Here is a 13547-nt window from a genome sequence, read left to right as displayed (position 1 = left end):
CTTCTTGAGTTCAGTGGTCTAGAACAGGTTAGCCAGCCCAGTTGGCCTGTACCGGGCCAATCAGCCAGCTGGCCTGGTGCGTGGCGGCGGGTTCCAGCCGGATCACGTCCTGGCCGGAATTAAAGGCCCCCGGCGGGCAGGTCATGGGTTCGATGGCCAAGCCGGTACGGTTCAAGGCCGGCTCATCGCGGTCCGCGGTGTGCACCTGCACCCAGCCGCAGGCCTCATCCCAGATGATCTGCGAGCCCACGCCGTGCTCATCGGTGAGAACCGCCCGGGCCAGCTTCTCGCCGTCGAATTCCAGGCCGGTGTAGGCATGGTCAATGAAGGTGGTGCCCAGCGTCCGCGGGGCACGGAAATCCAGTTCGGTGCCGGCCACCGCGACGACCTGCCTGGGCAGCAGGCGCGCACCCTCGGTCAGTTGGACCTCGTGCGCCGGCAGGCTCAGCGTCCAGGCATCGGCCTTCCCGCCTGGGGCCACCAGGTAGGCGTGCGATCCCCAGCCGAATGGCGCCGCTTCAGCCCCAAGGTTGGTGGCGGTGGCGGTGGTGCGCAGTCCCTGCGGCTCCAGCCGGTAGTCAATCACCAGTTCCACTTCGAAGGGGTAGCCTTCGCTCGGTGTGATGGTGGTGCGGAATTCCGCAGAATCATGACCGTGCTGGGCCAGGGTGAAGCCGGTGTCGACCACCAGCCCGTGCAGGGCATGCCCCCGATCGGGCTCGGTGATCGGCAACTGCAGTTGCGCCGATTCCCAGGTGTAGCGTCCATCGGTTACGCGGTTGGGCCAAGGAGCAAGAATCGCCCCGGAGAAGACTGGACGGGGCTGCTGCGGATCAAAGGCCCGGACCAGCGGCCGGCCCTGGTGCTCCAGGCTGACCAGGGTGGCGCCAACGCTGGCTAGTTGTGCGCTGAAGCCATGGGCGGCCAAAGCCACCACCTGGCCATTGGCGCTGGTCAGCTTGGGTTCGCTCATGCTGGGCATGGTTCCTCTTTCTGTGCTGGTCCGGTTTTTGGAGCTCGTGGCACACGCTGGGCCCTCCCACACACCGGTGCGGAAGGGCCCAGCCATGCTCTGCGCGGGCCTCGGCCTAGTTGCCGGCGCCTGCGCGTCGCTTGTTGTAGATGTCGAAGGCCACTGCCAGCAGCAGCACGATGCCCTTGACGATCTGCTGGGTGGAAGCGCCCACTCCCATCAGCTGCATGCCGTTGGAGAGCACCGCCATGACCAGGCCACCAACGATGGCTCCGGTCACCCGGCCAACACCACCGGTGGTCGAGGCGCCGCCGATGAAGCAGGCCGCGATGGCATCCAGCTCGAACATGTTGCCGGCACCGGGCTGGGCGCCGTTGGAGCGCGAGGAGAAGACCACGCCGGCGATGCCCGAAAGCAGGCCCATGTTGATGAAGATCCACAGATTGATCTTCTTGACGTTCACTCCCGAGAGCTTGGCTGCCGACAGGTTGCCGCCGATGGCGTAGACATGGCGGCCGAAAACGGTGCGGGTGGTCAGCACGTGGTAGCCCAGGATCAGCACGGCCAGGATGATCAGCACGATCGGCATGCCGCGGCTGGTGGCGATCTGCCAGAAGAACCAGAGGATGATGATGGCCGAGAGGACATTCTTGCCCAGGAACATGGCCAGGGATTCGACGCTCTGCCCGTACTTCACACGGCCCTGGCGGGTGCGCCACTGCGAGTAGATCAGTCCGGCCACCGCGATGACGCCGATCACCAGGGTGAAGGTGTCAAAACCGTAGCCGCCGAGCAGGCCGTTGAGGAAACCGCCGGCGATCTGGCCGTATTCGCCAGGAAATGGCGAGAGCGAAACGTTGTTCAGCACTTCGTAGGTCAGGCCGCGGAAGAGCAGCATGCCTGCCAGGGTCACGATGAAGGCCGGGATGCCCACATATGCCACCCAGAAGCCCTGCCACAGGCCGCACAGCGCGCCGACGGCGATGCCGGCAAGCATGCCGGCCCACCATGGCATGTCGTGCTTGATGATCAGCACCGCGGACACGGCGCCGGTCAAGGCGACCAGCGAGCCGACGGACAGATCGATGTGGCCGGCGACGATCACGATGATCATGCCCAGGGCCAGCACCAGAACATAGGAGTACTGCAGGACGATGTTGGTGATATTGGTCGGGCTGAGCAGCAGCCCGTTGGTCAGGATGGCAAACAGCACCACGATGAGCACAAAGGCAATGTAAATGCCCGAGGTGCGCAGGTTCTTGGTGAAGATATCCTTCAGCTCGCTTGTGATGGTCATCGGGTGCTTTCCTTCTCGATGGTCATGAGTTCCATGAGGCGTTCCTGGTTGGCTTCGTGCCGTGGCAGTTCACCGGTCAGCCGGCCGTAGGCCAGCGTGTAGATGCGGTCGCAGATGCCCAGCAGCTCGGGCAGCTCGGAGGAGATCACCAGCACTGCCTTGCCGGCCGCGGCCAGCTCGTTGATGATGGTGTAGATCTCGTATTTGGCGCCGACGTCGATGCCGCGGGTTGGCTCGTCGAGGATCAGCAGCTCGGGTGCGGTGTGCAGCCATTTGCCCAGCACCACTTTCTGCTGGTTGCCACCCGAGAGGTTGCCGACCTTGGCCATGACGTTGGGGGTCTTGATGCGCATGGACTTGCGGTAGTGCTCGGCGATCTGGATTTCTCGGTTGGAGTTGACGAACCCGTTGGAGGAGATCTTCCCCAAACCGGCCGCGGTAGTGTTCACTCGGATATCCTCGATGAGGTTCAGCCCGAACTTCTTGCGGTCCTCGGAGACGTAGGCGATGCCGGCTTTGATGGCCTTGCCCACGGTAGAAGTATCCACTTCCTTGCCGTCCATCAGCACGCTGCCGGTGATATTCCGGCCGTAGCTGTGGCCGAAGATGCTCATCGCCAGCTCGGTGCGCCCGGCGCCCATGAGCCCGGCGATGCCGACGATTTCTCCGGCGCGCACGTTCAGCGAGGCGTGGTCCACCACGGTGCGCTCCTGCTGCACCGGGTGCTGCACCGACCAGTCGCGCACCTCGAAGACCACGTCGCCGATCTTCGGCTCGCGTTCCGGGTAGCGCGAGGATAGCTCGCGGCCGACCATGCCGCGGATGATGCGGTTCTGGTTGGAGGCCGGATCGGCCATATCCAGCGCTTCGATGGACTGGCCATCGCGGATGATGGTGGTGGTATTGGCGATGTCCTCGATTTCACCGAGCTTGTGCGAAATGATGATCGAGGTGATGCCCTGCTCGCGCAATCCGCGCAACAGGTTCAGCAGGTGCTCGGAGTCATCGTCGTTCAGGGCCGCGGTGGGTTCGTCCAGGATCAGCAGCTTCACGTTCTTGCTCAGCGCCTTGGCGATTTCCACCAGCTGCTGCTTGCCGACGCCCAGCTGTGCTACCGGGGTGACCGGAAGTTCATCCAGGCCGACGCGGGAGAGCAGTTCGGCGGCACGGTGGTTGGTTTCGTTCCAGTCGATGAAGCCGCTGCGGGCGGTCTCATTGCCAAGGAAGATGTTCTCGGCCACCGACAGGTAGGGCACCAAGGCCAGCTCCTGGTGGATGATCACGATGCCCTGGGCTTCGGAATCCTTGATATTCGAGGCTTTGAGTTCCTCGCCTTCGAAAATGATCTGGCCCTCGTAGCTGCCGTGCGGGTAGACCCCGGAAAGCACCTTCATGAGGGTGGATTTGCCGGCGCCGTTTTCGCCGCAGATGGCGTGGATTTCGCCCTTGCGAACCGAAAGGTTGACGCCGTCCAGCGCCTTGACCCCGGGGAAAGTCTTGGTGATCTCCTGCATTTGCAGGATGGTGGTGTCCATAGTGCAGACGTCCTTGGTGTGTGCTGAGAGCGACCTGCCCGCGGCCGGCCGCAACATCGTGATGCTGCGGCCGGCGCTGGGTGCGGGAGGCTACTTGCTGCGGCCGGCCTTTACTTCTTCTGCCGTGTAGTACTCGGAGTCAACGAGCAGGGACTTGATGTTGTCCTTGACCACGATGTCCGAATCCAGCAGGAAGGATGGGACGACCTTCTTGCCGTTGTCGTAGGTCTCGGTGTCGTTGGCTTCCGGCTCGCCGCCGCCGGCGTAGGCCTTGACGGCTTCAACAGCCTGGGTGGCCAGCTTGCGGGTGTCCTTGAAGATGGTGGAGTACTGGACCCCGTCATCAATCAGCTTCACCGAGGCGATTTCGGCGTCCTGTCCGGTGACAACCGGCAGGCCTGCCTTCATCGACTTGCCGTAGCCGGCGTTGGACAGGGCGGTGATCACGCCGCGGGAGATGCCGTCAAATGGCGAGAGGATGCCATCGATCTTGGTCTTGCCGCCGGCATAGTGGGCGGTGATCAGGTCTTCCATGCGCGACTGGGCTTCTTCCTGGCTCCAGCGCAGGGTGGCTGCCTGCTCGATGTCGGTCTGGCCGGACTTCACCACGAGGGTCTTGTCATCCAGGAATGGCTTGAGCGTATCCATGGCACCCTTCCAGAAGAAGTGCGCGTTGTTGTCATCGATGGAACCGGCGAAGAGCTCGATGTTCAGCGGGCCCTTCTTCTCGGTCTTCTTGCCATCCGCATCCAGCAAGCCAAGGCCGGTCAGCAGCGAGGTGGCCTGCTGCACGCCGACGTTGTAGTTGTCGAAGGTGACATAGAAGTCGACGTTCTCGGTGCCGTTGATCAGGCGGTCGTAGGAGATGATCGGGATTCCGGCGTCCGCCGCGGCCTGCAGCTGGGTCGACAGCGCGGTGCCGTCAATCGAGGCCACCACCAGGATGTCGTCGCCCTTGGTGATCATCTGGTCGATCTGCTGCTGCTGGGTTGGGATGTCATCGTTCGCGAACTGCAGGTCGACGCTGTAGCCGACTTCTTCCAGCTGCTTCTTGACGGCAGCGCCATCAGCGATCCAGCGTTCCGAGGTTTCGGTAGGCATTGCCACGCCAACCTGGATGTCCTCCGGTGCCTTTGATTCGCCGTCGCCGGCGCCTGCACCGCCACCTGCGCCGCTGCCGCCACAGGCTGCCATTGCGGTAACCAGCGCGAGGGAACCAACAGTCGCCGCAGCCTTGCGGGTCCAGTTATTCCATGCCATCTTTTCCTCCTTGAAAATGTGCCCCACTCTGCGAGTGAGACGGGGCTCACACCATGTTAGCGCTAACAACATCCGTTGCGCCACCCCTAATTGAAGATAAATTAAGATTCCTTACTCATTGCGCTGGCTGGGCCCTGCCAACGGGCTCCGCCAGCGCAAAAAACCGCCTGTTAACGGCTGTGAGCTAGAAACCCTGAGCCAATCGGTAGTAGCTCTGGTTCACGCGAATCTGCTGGGCAAAGTTCCGGCGAGTGGTTTCCTCATCGATGACCAGCAGCTCGGTCCCGGCGATTTCAGCGAAGATCTCAAAGGCTTCGATGCCCGCCGCGGTGGACATCACCGTGTGGTGCGCCCCGCCGGCAGCAAGCCAGGACTCGGCTGAAACGTTGAAGTTCGGGCGCGGGCTCCACACGGCGCGGGCTACCGGCAAGTTCGGCAGATCGGCCGGCGGGACCACCACGTCAACCACGTTGGCGGTCAGGCGGAAGCGCTCGCGCATATCGGCCATGGACACCACGACAGCGCCTTCGGTGGCGTCGGCATTGAAGACCATGCGCACCGGATCTTCGCGGCCGCCAATGCCCAGCGGGTGGATTTCCACGCGCGGCTTGGCGGTGGTGAGCGTTGGGCAGACCTCCAGCATGTGCGCGCCGAGGATCAGCTCCTTGCCCTCGCTCAGGTCATAGGTGTAGTCCTCCATCAAGGAGGCGCCGCCTGGCAGCCCCTGGCCCATGACCTTGGCCGCGCGCACCAGCACCGCGGTCTTCCAGTCGCCTTCCGCGCCAAAGCCGTAGCCCTTGCCCATCAGGCGCTGCACTGCCAGCCCTGGCAGCTGGCGCAGCCCTCCAAGATCCTCGAAATTGGTGGTGAAGGCCATGGCGTTGGCCTCGCGCAGGAAGGTTTCCAGCGCGATTTCCTGGCGGGCCGCGTAGCGCAGCGACTCGTGGCGGGCGCCGGAAGCGCGCAGCTCTTCCACGACGTCGTAGTCGCGCTCGTACTCGGCCACCAGGGCGTCGATATCGGCATCGGCAACAGCTTCCACCGCCTCGACCAGGTCATTGACCGCCCAGGTGTTCACCGAGACGCCGAAGCGGATCTCGGCCTCGGTCTTGTCCCCCTCGGTCACGGCAACATTGCGCATGTTGTCGCCGAAGCGGACCAGGTTCAGGTTCTGCACGGCGTTGAAGCCGGCGGCCCCGCGGATCCAGGTGCCCACGCGGCGGGCTACCGCCGGGTTGGATACGTGGCCCACCACGGTGGTGCGCGATGCCCCCAAGCGGGTAGCCAGGTAGGCGTATTCGCGGTCGCCGTGCGCGGCTTGGTTCAGGTTCATGAAATCGAAGTCGATGGAATCCCACGGCAGTTCCACGTTGGCCTGGGTGTGCAGATGCAGCAGCGGCTTTTGCAGGGCCTTCAGTCCGTTGATCCACATCTTGGCCGGGCTAAAGGTGTGCATCCAGGTGATGACGCCCAGGACGTTGTCATCCGAATTCGCTTCGAGCATCGCGCGGCGGATGGAGTCGGAGTCCTTGAGCACCGGCTTCCACACGATCCTTGCCGGGACCTCGGTGGAGGCGTCCAATGCCTGCGCCACCTCGGTGGATTGCTGGGCCACCTGGCGCAGGGTCTCCTCGCCGTAGAGGTCCTGGCTTCCGGTGAAGAACCAGATTTCCTTGTCGTTATATGCCTTGGCCATGATGTCCTTACTGTCCGTAAACGTTCTGGTAGCGCTCGTAGAGCGAGTCGATCTTTGCGGGGTCGATTGGCTGCGGGTCCCCGAGCTGTTGTGCGATATGCACGGTGCGGGCCACTTCCTCGCACATCACCGCTGCCTTGACGGCGGCACGCGCATCTTTGCCGATGGTGAAGGGGCCGTGGCTGGCCATGAGCACCGCGGGGCTGCGCGAGTCGCGCAGCGTGGAGACGATTCCGCGCCCGATGGAGTCATCGCCGATGACCGCAAAGGGGCCAACGGGGATGGGGCCGCCAAACTCATCGGCCATCATGGTCAGCACGCAGGGAATTTCTTCTCCGCGGGCCGCCCACGCGGTGGCATAGGTGGAGTGGGTGTGGACCACGCCACCAACTTCTGGCATGTGCTCGTAGGTGTAGGCGTGGGCAGCGGTATCCGAGGATGGCGCGTGCCCACCTTCCAGCAGCTGTCCATCGAGGGTGCAAACCACCATGGATTCGGGGGTCAGGTCATCGTAGGAGACCCCGGAAGGCTTGATCACGAAGAGGTCGGCACTGCCGTCGGCCACCTCGGGGTGGCGCACCCGCTGGGAGACGTTGCCGGCGGTCCAGACCACCAGTTCATAGCGCGGAAGTTCCCCATGCAGGTCGGCGACAACTTGGCGCACCCGCTGGATCTCATCACGCATCGACTGCGGGTAGCTCGCCAGGGTTCGTTGTTGATTCATCGGTATCTCTTTTCGTCCAAAGCTGCGTGGTGCCTAGATGGCGGTAATGGCGGTGCGCTGGATGGCCAGGCCGGCTTCGTAGGTTTTCAGGTAGGCCTCGAATCCAGCGCGGTCCTCCTCCACTGGCTCGGCCAGGCTCAGTTCGGCACCGGCGAAGACCTCGGAGTCCAGGAATTCGGGCAGCGCGGCCTGCAGGCCTTCGAGCACCCGCTGACGGTAGGCCGCCAAGACTGCGATGCCCCACGCTCCCCCGTGTCCGGCGCTGTCCCCGACCAGGATGGGGGTGTTGATCGCCGCGGCCAGCAGCCGCTGGGCTACCCCTGCGGTGCGGAAGATGCCGCCATGGGCAAACATCTGCTTGACCTCAACACCTTCGGCGGCCAGCACCCGGAGCCCGAGGCTCAGGGTGGCGAACATGGCATAAACCTGCACTCGCATGAGGTTGGGCAGATCCAGGCTGGAGCCGGGAGTGCGCAGGATCGCTGGGCGTCCTTCGGCCAAATTCGCCACCGGTTCCCCGGAGAGGTTGTTGTAGGCCAGCAATCCGCCGCCGTCGGCCGCGCCTTCCAAGGCCGAGCGCAACAGGGTCTCGAAGACCGCATTGTCGTCGGCCTCGCTGCCCAGCGCCTGGGCGAACTGCCCGAAGACCTGGGCCCAGGCGGCAAACTCGCTGGCACCGTTATTGCAGTGGACCATGGCTACCGGATGGCCATCGGGCGTGGTGACAACGTCGATTTCGTGGTGCACTTCCTTCAGCGGCGCGTCGAGGACCACCATCGCAAAAATGGAGGTTCCTGCGGAAATGTTGCCAGTGCGCTGGGCTACCGAATTGGTGGCAACCATGCCGGTTCCGGCATCCCCTTCCGGCGGGCACAGCGGGCTGCCGGGCTGAAGCTGGCCGGTGGGATCCAGGAGCAAGGCCCCGGCTTCGTTGAGCGTGCCGGCATCTGCGCCGGCGGGCAGCGCCTCGGGCAGCAATGAGCCAAGCCCGGCGGTGGCGCCATGCTGGGCAGCGACCGCGTCAAAGGCGGAGAGCATCCGCGCATCGTAGCTGCCGGTGGCCGAATCAATGGGGAACATTCCAGCGGCATCGCCCACGCCAAGCACGAATTTGCCGCTGAGAAGTTCATGCACGAATCCGGCCAGCGTATTCAGGCGGGAAACTCGCGACACATGCCCTTCGCCGTTGAGCAGGGCTTGGAAGTAGTGCGCTACGGACCAGCGCTGCGGGATGTTGAAGTCCAGTTCCCCGCTGAGCAGCGCCGCTGCTTCTGCCGTGGACGTATTGCGCCAGGTGCGGAAGGGGACCAGCAGCTCTCCCTCGGCGTCGAAGGCCAGGTAGCCATGCATCATTGCCGAGATTCCGATGGCGCCTAGCTTCGTTGGGCGCACTCCGTGGCGATCCTGGGCATCTGCCAGCACCTGCGCCACGCAGTCCTGCAGGCCGGCGACAATGGCTCCGCGGGAGTACGTCCAATTCTTGTTTTCGTACTGGTTCTCCCAGGCATGGCTGCCGCTGGCAAGCTGCTGGTGATCGGGTCCGATCAGGCTGGCTTTGATATTCGTTGAACCGAACTCGATGCCCAGCACGGCATGGCCGTTGCTGATGATCTCGCGGGCGGCCGGCCCGTTGAGCTGTGTTGCCATGAAATCTCCGTTCGCACAGCTCGGTGAGCAGCGCCATAGCCATCGTTACCTGCTCCACTCGCGAAAAAGCGCGGGCAGAATAGAACCTCGATGCAATGTTAGCGCTAACAATTTGTGATGCGCAACACCGGGTCCAGGCCCCGGGGGCTGGCGCGCCTGCCTAGCGGGAGTTCGGCGGTGCGGTACTCGCCCTGATTACCAGGGTTGGCGCAATCACCTTCGGGCCCTTGTCAGCCGTCGATCCTTCCAGCAATTCCGTCAGCGCAGCATGGCCGACATCGCGGAAAGGCTGGCGAACCGTGGTCAGGGAAGGAATCAGGAAATTGGAGATTTGCAGGTCGTCAAAACCAATGACCGAAACGTCGCTGGGCACCTGAAGCCCGGCTTCCCAGAAAGCACGCAAGACACCGGTGGCGAGGTAGTCATTCGCTGCAAATACTGCCGTAACCTCGCCGGCGCGTATCGAGTCAACCAGGCGCTGGCCTGTCTCGTAGCCGCTCTGGGCCTGCCAGGATTCGGCTGGCACCTCGATAATCGGCGCCTTCGCTTCCAGCATTTTTTCCCGCCAGCCAATTTGGCGTTCGGTGGCATCGAACCAACCGGTTGGTCCGGAGACGTGGGCGATCTTGCGGTGCCCCAAGGCCAGAAGATGGCCAGTGGCCAACCGCGCACCTTCACGCTGGTCGATGTATACGTAATGCGCTGGATCCGCGTCGGGCACCTTGGTGCGAGCGGCCACGACCACTACTGGAATCGTCAGGGCAGCGTCATCGAGGGCATCGATCACCTTTTCGAAGGGCGCAACCATCACCACGCCATCAACCCCCTGATCCACCAGGTGGCTGAGGGCTTCGCTCGCGCTATGCGCGTCGTATCGATCCAACGCGGTAACAGTAACGAAGTAGCCCTGCGCACGGGCAGCGGCCTCGATAGCCAGCACGGTGGACTGCGGTCCGAAAAATTCGCTGCCAATCGTCAGAATGCCAATAGTGCTGGAATGCGATGTGGCCAGTGCGCGCGCAGCTCGATTGCGGCGATAACCAAGCTGGCGTATGGCTTCCAGCACCTGATCGCGGGTTCCCTCCCGGACATTTGGATGGTCGTTGAGCACGCGGGAGACCGTCTGATGGGACACCCCTGCCATGGCCGCCACATCCGCCATCGACGGGGGCCGGTTTCCTGGGCGCCCTTCACCGGGCTGAGCAATGTTCACAACGGTCATTATTGCAAACACCGTCGGCATGACCACTGTCGCGCTCGCATATCTGGGCCATTTTGCAGGCTAGATTGCCATATTCGATCAAAGGCATATCTCTGACCTTCAGCCCAGTTCGCTGGATAACGTCAGAGGAATAAGGGTGTTCTCGACTCGCAGACCGGCCATCTGGATGGCACTGAAAAAATAGCGAATAAGTCGCCGAACGGTCTTACTTTCAGGGCTTCCAAGGGCATATGATTTTGAAAGCGCATTTGTACTGACAACTGTACATATGAACTATATTCCATCCCTGCCAAAGCCAAAGAGGACCCATGGCAAAACTCTCCATGAATGTCACTACGAGTTTCTACGGAAACGTGGCAACCGACATTGCAGCTGCCCGGTCGGCAGGATTCGGCGGCATCGAACTGCAAAGCCCGAAACTCTATCGCTATCTTGACGCGGGCTACTCGGTGCACACACTTCCAGAAATGCTCACCGGGCTTGAAGTCACAGGAATCGGCGCGGTCCTCGACCTCGAACGCCGGGGCACAGCACGCGACCAGATGCTCCGCGAAGTCCAGCGAATGGCCGAAATCGCCACAGTGGTCGGCGCGCCGATCCTTCAAATGTGCACCGGGCCAGTGGACTGGAACGTGGTCAAGGATTTCAAGGCCGGCCGACTTACAGATTCCGACGGCCGGTACCGCGGCACCCTTGGTCTTCCAGAGTCGCAGGCGATTGCCGTTGCGGCAGACAATGTCGGCGCCGCAGCCGATATCGCCGCTGAGCACGGGCTGGAGATCTACCTGGAACCACTGGCATGGTCCAACATCAACCGTTGCCGCCAGGCCTTGGAAATCATTGAACGCTGCGGCCGCGAGAACGTCGGCATCGCCTTGGACACCTGGCATTTCTGGACTGTCGGCGACACCTTGGAAGAGGTCGCCGCGCTGCCAAAGGAACTCATCAAGGCCGCGCATATTTCCGACGGCCTGGATCTGGACCGTGGAAACGAAGTTCCCGCTCAAGACGTGCACCGCAATGTTGTGATCGGCGGTGGCGCCATTCCACTGCAGCAGTGGGTGGATGCCATCAAATCCACCGGCTACGACGGATGGTGGGTGTCCGAGATGTTCTCCGACCGCGCCAACGAACACGACTTCCACAAGGTTGCCAGCACCGTGCGCAACCTTCTGGACATCATGGTTTCCTAGCTGCCAACTACTTCTTACGGATCCCAAAAATGCAAAAATTTGCCTTGATCGGCGCTGGCTTCATTGGCTCAGTGCACGCCCGCAATCTGGCTTCGCACCCAGACGTTGACTTCAAACTGGTCTACGACATCGACTTCCAGCGCGCCACCACGCTGGCCCAACAGCATGGCGCCAACGCGGCAGCATCCCTTGAACAGATCTTCGGGAACAATGACCTTGATGCGGTTTTCATCGCCTCATCCACCGATTCCCACGCGCAGAACCTACGGCATGCCGCCGATGCAGGCCTGGCAGCACTGGTTGAAAAGCCAATCGATCTGGACCTGGAAACCGCAAAATCAACGGTGGCCTACGTGGAACGCGCTGGAATCAAGGCCATGGTGAATTTCAATCGGCGCTTCGATCGCGCCCACGCAGAGCTGAAAGAGCTCGTGCACACCGGAAGAATCGGAGATGTCGCGCTACTCCAGCTCACCTCGCGCGGGCCAGCATTGCCACCGCTCGACTATCTGAAAAGCTCCGGCGGCCAATTCCGCGACCAGGCGGTCCATTTTTATGATTTGGCCCGCTGGATAACCGGGCAGGATCCGGTGAAGATCCATGCCTTCGGCTCGGCCTTGGCCGCTCCTGAGATCGCCGATTTCGGGGACGTGGATACTTCGATCAGCTCGCTGCTCTTTCCCGATGGGGCGCTGGCGCAAATCGATTGCGTGCGCCACACCAATTACGGCTACGACGAACGCATCGAGGCACTGGGGTCGGCGGGCATGGCAGAATCCGAGCGGCAGCGTTCGGGCCACGTCGCCCTGTTCCAAGGACAGCAAGCGCAGTCCCACGGCCTGCACGGAAACTGGTTCGACAGGGTCCAGCCAACGTACGCTGCGAGCCTGGGCGCCTTTGTCCAGGCCCTGGAGGACGATCGCGAAGTGCCCATTACTCTTCGCGAAGGCCTCAAGTCCCAGGCCATCGCCCAGGCGGCGGTTCGTTCCGCAGCTTCGGGACGCAGCGAAATGATCGACTACTCGCTATAGGTGCCGCAGCAGCCAAATGGCCCGGTCCCTTTCAGCATGGTGAAAGGGACCGGGCCATTTGGGCATTGATTGCCTCAGGCTGCTAGTTGGGGGCTGCGCCTGCCTCGGCTTCAGCCAGTTCCTCGGCGTGCCCGCCAAGTTGTTCGAGCTCGTGAGCCAGCTCGGCCAATTCGGCGCCACCGGCCATCTGGGCGGTCAGCTCTTCGACGGTGATTTCCGACTTGGAGTAGTACCCAATGGAGCGTCCGCGCTTGAGCAGCAGGAACGAGTCGCCCACCGGATATGCGTGGTGGGGGTTGTGCGTAATGAAGATGACGCCCAGCCCGCGGTCGCGCGCCTGCAGGATGTAGCGGAGCACCACACCCGACTGCTTGACGCCCAAGGCGGCCGTTGGCTCATCGAGGATCAAGACCTTGGCCCCGAAATACACTGCACGGGCGATGGCAACACACTGGCGTTCACCACCTGAGAGCTGGCCGATCGGCTGTTCCACGTCGCGCAGGTCGATCCCCATGTCGGAGAGCTCCTGCTTGGTGATGTCCTTCATCTTCTGCACATCAAGCTTCTTGAATGGACCTGCACCGGTGGTGAGCTCCGAGCCAAGGAAGAAGTTGCGCCAGATCGGCATCAGCGGAACAACAGCTAGATCCTGGTATACCGCGGCGATGCCGGCATCCAGTGCGACGCGCGGGCTCTTGAGCTTGATGGCAGAGCCATGCAGGTTGAACTCGCCCTCGTCATGCTGGTGCAGTCCGGCGATGATCTTGATCAGCGTGGACTTTCCGGCGCCGTTGTCGCCGAGCACGCAGGTCACCTTGCCCGGGTCAACCACCATGTCCACACCTCGCAGGGCGATGATGCTGCCATAGTGCTTGCCGACGCCCTTGAGTGTCAGCAGGTTGTCGCTGGTTTTGGGCTCCAGCTTTTCGAGCAGCTCTTCGGCCTTCTTGTTCTGTCGATTTTTCATGA

Annotated in this window: 11 protein-coding genes; 2 read left to right on the top strand and 9 right to left on the bottom strand. The window is 62.5% G+C overall.

Features of this window, described 5'->3' with window-relative positions; translation table 11 throughout:
• Window positions 1-28 precede the first annotated feature (28 nt).
• The 8 genes from ACT7DV_RS06325 to ACT7DV_RS06290 all read right to left on the bottom strand — a co-directional run bounded on the left by ACT7DV_RS06325 (window position 29) and on the right by ACT7DV_RS06290 (window position 10354).
• Entirely contained in the window at window positions 29-973 is a 945-nt protein-coding gene (locus ACT7DV_RS06325) for an aldose 1-epimerase family protein (RefSeq protein ID WP_444661387.1), read from the bottom strand.
• A 115-nt stretch (window positions 974-1088) separates the two neighbouring features.
• On the bottom strand, window positions 1089-2270 hold the full coding sequence (gene mmsB / locus ACT7DV_RS06320) for a multiple monosaccharide ABC transporter permease (RefSeq protein ID WP_444661386.1): 1182 nt from the start codon (window positions 2268-2270) through the stop codon (window positions 1089-1091).
• A complete protein-coding gene (gene mmsA / locus ACT7DV_RS06315) occupies window positions 2267-3805 on the bottom strand; it encodes a multiple monosaccharide ABC transporter ATP-binding protein (RefSeq protein WP_444661385.1) in 1539 nt (512 codons plus the stop codon). The genes mmsB and mmsA overlap by 4 nt, the downstream gene beginning before the upstream one ends.
• A 90-nt stretch (window positions 3806-3895) precedes the next feature.
• The gene (gene chvE, locus ACT7DV_RS06310; RefSeq protein ID WP_444661384.1) at window positions 3896-5065 is read right to left on the bottom strand and encodes a multiple monosaccharide ABC transporter substrate-binding protein; all 1170 of its coding nucleotides are present in this window, start codon (window positions 5063-5065) and stop codon (window positions 3896-3898) included.
• 184 nt (window positions 5066-5249) lie between these two features.
• On the bottom strand, window positions 5250-6761 hold the full coding sequence (gene araA, locus ACT7DV_RS06305; protein WP_444661383.1) for an L-arabinose isomerase: 1512 nt from the start codon (window positions 6759-6761) through the stop codon (window positions 5250-5252).
• A 7-nt stretch (window positions 6762-6768) separates the two neighbouring features.
• Window positions 6769-7446, bottom strand: a complete 678-nt coding sequence (locus ACT7DV_RS06300; protein WP_444664786.1) for an L-ribulose-5-phosphate 4-epimerase — start codon at window positions 7444-7446, stop codon at window positions 6769-6771.
• A 72-nt stretch (window positions 7447-7518) separates the two neighbouring features.
• Window positions 7519-9132 carry a xylulokinase gene (locus ACT7DV_RS06295; RefSeq protein WP_444661382.1) on the bottom strand — a complete coding sequence of 538 codons (1614 nt, stop codon included), beginning with the start codon at window positions 9130-9132 and terminating at the stop codon, window positions 7519-7521.
• A gap of 160 nt (window positions 9133-9292) precedes the next feature.
• Entirely contained in the window at window positions 9293-10354 is a 1062-nt protein-coding gene (locus ACT7DV_RS06290; RefSeq protein WP_444661381.1) for a LacI family DNA-binding transcriptional regulator, read from the bottom strand.
• A gap of 308 nt (window positions 10355-10662) precedes the next feature.
• Between ACT7DV_RS06290 and ACT7DV_RS06285 the strand changes: the two genes are divergently transcribed.
• Both ACT7DV_RS06285 and ACT7DV_RS06280 read left to right on the top strand, forming a co-directional pair.
• Window positions 10663-11547 carry a sugar phosphate isomerase/epimerase family protein gene (locus tag ACT7DV_RS06285; RefSeq protein ID WP_444661380.1) on the top strand — a complete coding sequence of 295 codons (885 nt, stop codon included), beginning with the start codon at window positions 10663-10665 and terminating at the stop codon, window positions 11545-11547.
• A gap of 29 nt (window positions 11548-11576) precedes the next feature.
• Window positions 11577-12578, top strand: coding sequence for a Gfo/Idh/MocA family protein (locus tag ACT7DV_RS06280; protein ID WP_444661379.1), 1002 nt, complete (start codon window positions 11577-11579; stop codon window positions 12576-12578).
• An 82-nt stretch (window positions 12579-12660) separates the two neighbouring features.
• Here ACT7DV_RS06280 and ACT7DV_RS06275 read toward each other — a convergent pair whose 3' ends face one another.
• Window positions 12661-13545, bottom strand: coding sequence for an ATP-binding cassette domain-containing protein (locus ACT7DV_RS06275; protein WP_444661378.1), 885 nt, complete (start codon window positions 13543-13545; stop codon window positions 12661-12663).
• Window positions 13546-13547: the final 2 nt, after the last annotated feature.

The sequence above is a fragment of the Glutamicibacter sp. TV12E genome (assembly GCF_052441935.1).
In the GTDB taxonomy this organism is placed as follows: Bacteria; Actinomycetota; Actinomycetes; order Actinomycetales; family Micrococcaceae; genus Glutamicibacter.
Note: the sequence above shows the minus strand (reverse complement) of the source record. Positions and strands in the feature narration are given on the sequence as shown.

Coding starts and splice junctions, on each gene's coding strand:
- araA (WP_444661383.1), bottom strand. CDS start 6,761: ATGGCCAAGGCATATAACGACAAGGAAATCTGGTTCTTCACCGGAAGC.
- mmsB (WP_444661386.1), bottom strand. CDS start 2,270: ATGACCATCACAAGCGAGCTGAAGGATATCTTCACCAAGAACCTGCGC.
- ACT7DV_RS06280 (WP_444661379.1), top strand. CDS start 11,577: ATGCAAAAATTTGCCTTGATCGGCGCTGGCTTCATTGGCTCAGTGCAC.
- ACT7DV_RS06295 (WP_444661382.1), bottom strand. CDS start 9,132: ATGGCAACACAGCTCAACGGGCCGGCCGCCCGCGAGATCATCAGCAAC.
- ACT7DV_RS06300 (WP_444664786.1), bottom strand. CDS start 7,446: ATGCGTGATGAGATCCAGCGGGTGCGCCAAGTTGTCGCCGACCTGCAT.
- ACT7DV_RS06325 (WP_444661387.1), bottom strand. CDS start 973: ATGAGCGAACCCAAGCTGACCAGCGCCAATGGCCAGGTGGTGGCTTTG.
- ACT7DV_RS06290 (WP_444661381.1), bottom strand. CDS start 10,354: ATGACCGTTGTGAACATTGCTCAGCCCGGTGAAGGGCGCCCAGGAAAC.
- chvE (WP_444661384.1), bottom strand. CDS start 5,065: ATGGCATGGAATAACTGGACCCGCAAGGCTGCGGCGACTGTTGGTTCC.
- mmsA (WP_444661385.1), bottom strand. CDS start 3,805: ATGGACACCACCATCCTGCAAATGCAGGAGATCACCAAGACTTTCCCC.
- ACT7DV_RS06275 (WP_444661378.1), bottom strand. CDS start 13,545: ATGAAAAATCGACAGAACAAGAAGGCCGAAGAGCTGCTCGAAAAGCTG.
- ACT7DV_RS06285 (WP_444661380.1), top strand. CDS start 10,663: ATGGCAAAACTCTCCATGAATGTCACTACGAGTTTCTACGGAAACGTG.